This is a genomic window from Rhodoplanes roseus (genome assembly GCF_003258865.1).
In the GTDB taxonomy this organism is placed as follows: domain Bacteria; phylum Pseudomonadota; class Alphaproteobacteria; order Rhizobiales; family Xanthobacteraceae; genus Rhodoplanes; species Rhodoplanes roseus.
Window position 1 is genome coordinate 1 of the sequence record NZ_NPEX01000468.1, and the last position, 2,901, is coordinate 2,901.

A 2,901-nucleotide genomic window follows, 5' to 3' on the forward strand; every position below is an offset into this window, starting at 1 on the left:
ACGATCGCCCCCGGCACCGCGATGGCCCGCACGGAGAGGAGATCGTCGAGCGAGAAATGCAGCCCGACGCCGAACATCAGCAGGATGACGCCCATCTCGGCGAGCTCGGGGGCGAGCGCCTGGTCGGCGACGTAGCCGGGCGTGTGGGGCCCCACCAGAACGCCGGCGATCAGGTAGCCGACCAGCGGCGGGACCTTCAGCCGGTGCGCGAGCGCGCCGAACACGAAGGCGAGGCCGAGGCCGGCGACGATCGTGGCGATGAGCGGGGTCTCGTGCGGCATCAAAACGGGTCCTCACGCGGTCCCGCGGGCGGAACGGCACGGTGTTTTCGTGTGTAAGTGTGTAGGGCGGATTATGAGGACGGCGCGCCGGTGCGGCAACCCGCAGCGGTGGCTCACACGGTCGCACCGCGGCAGGGGCCGGCGGACATCGGCACCCGGCGGCGGCGCGCCTGCTCAGGGCCGCGTGACGCGACGGCCGGTGGAGATGAAGCTGTAGCCCTGGGTGCCCTGGACCGCCACCATCACGGCCTCGACCAGGGGCTCGTCGCCGGCTTGCGGCGACGACCAGTCGATGACGAAGCTCGCGCCGATGCCGCCGCGCACGTCCTCCTGGGCGATCAGCACCTGCATGGAGGCGTAGGGCTTGAGCCCCACCGGCTTGTCCAGCGTGCGCTCGATCAGCCGCCCGGCCTGGTCCCGATAGGTGATCGCCTCGACCACCAGCACGCCGGTTTCGGACGCGTTGTGGATCGACAGCAGCCCGGAGAAGTTGAGCCGCGTGCGCCCGCCGCCGGCGATCACGGTGGAATGCAGCGGCACCAGCGTCCGGCCCTTCTCGGCCGGCTCCCCGGCCGGCACCGGCGCCGTGGCGTCCGGCAGGATCATCACGGCCTGCTCGGCCGCGAGCGCGGGGCCTGGGGCGGCGGCGAGGAGCGCGAAAGCCACGGCGGGAGCCGCGAGGCGAAGCAGGGTGGACTGCATGGAACGTCTCACGATGTCGATCGCCTCATGATGGAGCGGGTGCGGGCGGCGAGGCTCCCCCGACCCGCATAATAGGCCAGAGACGCTGCGGCTTCCATGCGCGGCCGAGGGAGGTGCCGGCGGGCGACGGAGCAGCGGCGGGTCGAGAGAGCGGCGGCGGGTCGCGCGACGATCCGGGCCGTTGGTAAACCGTTAACCGCGGCGCGCCAACGTGGGCCCGATCGACGCCCAACCGTGGACCCACGAGAGCACACGACATGGATGCAGCGGAATCGAAATTCCACGACGCCGAGACCGACTTGACGGTTCTGATCGACGACGTCGTGCGCGCCACCGCGAAGGCCCAATCCGCGATCGCCAAGGTGCTCGGCAAGCCGCCGGCCGACGAGGCCGCGTCCCCTCCGCCGAAGACGTCCATCGCCGCATAGTCGAGCGGCGGACCAGCCGCCGGCCGGTGCCGGCGAGCAGGACCAGCCGGGAGATCAGCCCGATGCCGGTCGTGGGGTGGACGGCGTCGACGACCGTGCCGGACCAGATGTTCGTCTCGCGCGCCGCCCCGGTCATGTCTTGTCGCCGCCGGAGGGCAGGACGGCGCTAAGGACCTGGCGGGCCGTGTCGGCGATCATGTGGCTCTGCTCGGGATCGCCCTTCCACAGCGCGGAGGCGAAGCTCTTCGCCTGGTCGAAGGTGATGTGCGGCGGCAGCGGCGGCACCTCGGGATCGGTCTTGACCTCGAGCACCACCGGCACGGGGGACGCCAGCGCCTCGTCCCAGGCGGCGCCCAGGCGCTCCGGGTCGTCGACGAAGATGCCGCGCAGCCCGATCAGCTCGGCGAAACGGTGATAGGGCACGTCCGGAATGCTCTGTGACGCGACGAAGCGGGGGTCGCCCTGCATCACCCGCTGCTCCCAGGTGACCTGGTTCAGATCCTGATTGTTGAAGACGCACACGACGAACGTCCTGTTCGCCCAGCGCTCGTGATACTTCGCCACGGTGATCAGCTCGGCCATGTTGTTCATCTGCATGGCGCCGTCGCCGACCAGCGCGATGACGGGCCGGTCCGGATGGGCGAACTTGCCGGCGATGGCGTAGGGAACCGCGGCGCCCATCGAGGCGAGGCCGCCCGACAGCGAGCACATCATGCCGCGCCGGACCTTCAGGTCGCGGGCATACCAGTTGGCGCAGGAGCCCGAATCCGACGTCACGATGGCGCGTTCGGGCACCCGCGGCGACAGCTCCCAGACGACGCGCTGCGGGTTGACCGGATGGGCCGCGACCATGGCGCGGTCCTCCAGCGTCTTCCACCACGAGGCGACGTTCGTCTCGATCCGGTCGCGCCAGCTCCGGTCGGATTTCTGATCGAGCAGCGGCAGCAGGGCGCGCAGCGTCTCGGCGGAATCGCCGGTGAGGTTGACCTCCATCGGATAGCGCAGGCCGAGCATGGTCGGCTGAATGTCGATCTGGACGCCGCGCGCCTGGCCCTCCTTCGGCAGGAACTCCGAATACGGGAAGGCGGAGCCGATCATCAGCAGCGTGTCGCAGCCGGTCATCAGGTCCCAGGACGGCTCGGTGCCGAGCAGGCCGATCGAGCCGGTGACCCAGGCGAGATCGTCGGGCAGGGCCGCCTTCCCGAGCAGCGCCTTGGCGGCGCCCGCCTGCAGCCGGTCCGCGGCGGCGATCACCTCGTCGGTGGCCTGCAGGGCGCCGGCGCCGACCAGGATCGCGACCTTCTCGCCGGCGTTCAGCACCTCGGCCGCGCGACGCAGATCGGCCTCGTAGGGAACCACCTTGGGATAGGCGAAGCCGACTCCCGAATGCACGGTTCCGTGCTTGCGGGCCGGCGCCTCGTAGGCGACGTCCTGCATGTCGTTGGGGAACACGATGGCGGTCGGGGCGCGGTCGCCCAGCGCGGTGCGCC

4 protein-coding genes are annotated in these 2,901 nt (G+C 70.9%); 1 reads left to right on the forward strand and 3 read right to left on the reverse strand.

Annotated elements, in window-relative coordinates:
* Both CH341_RS30225 and CH341_RS30230 read right to left on the reverse strand, forming a co-directional pair.
* Positions 1-281, reverse strand: a 281-nt coding sequence (locus tag CH341_RS30225) for a cation:proton antiporter domain-containing protein (protein ID WP_210208678.1), incomplete at its 3' end; no start/stop codon positions are given.
* Between the two features lie 174 nt (positions 282-455).
* Positions 456-983 (reverse strand): DUF3124 domain-containing protein, encoded by a 528-nt coding sequence (locus CH341_RS30230; protein ID WP_111423194.1) that lies wholly within the window; start codon positions 981-983, stop codon positions 456-458.
* Between the two features lie 257 nt (positions 984-1,240).
* On the opposite strand from CH341_RS30230, the gene CH341_RS34620 reads away from it, so the two are divergent.
* Positions 1,241-1,411 carry a hypothetical protein gene (locus CH341_RS34620; protein ID WP_170149872.1) on the forward strand — a complete coding sequence of 57 codons (171 nt, stop codon included), beginning with the start codon at positions 1,241-1,243 and terminating at the stop codon, positions 1,409-1,411.
* Positions 1,412-1,543: 132 nt separating this feature from the next.
* Here CH341_RS34620 and CH341_RS30235 read toward each other — a convergent pair.
* A partial coding sequence (locus CH341_RS30235; protein ID WP_111423197.1) for a thiamine pyrophosphate-requiring protein occupies positions 1,544-2,901 on the reverse strand: 1,358 nt, incomplete at its 5' end.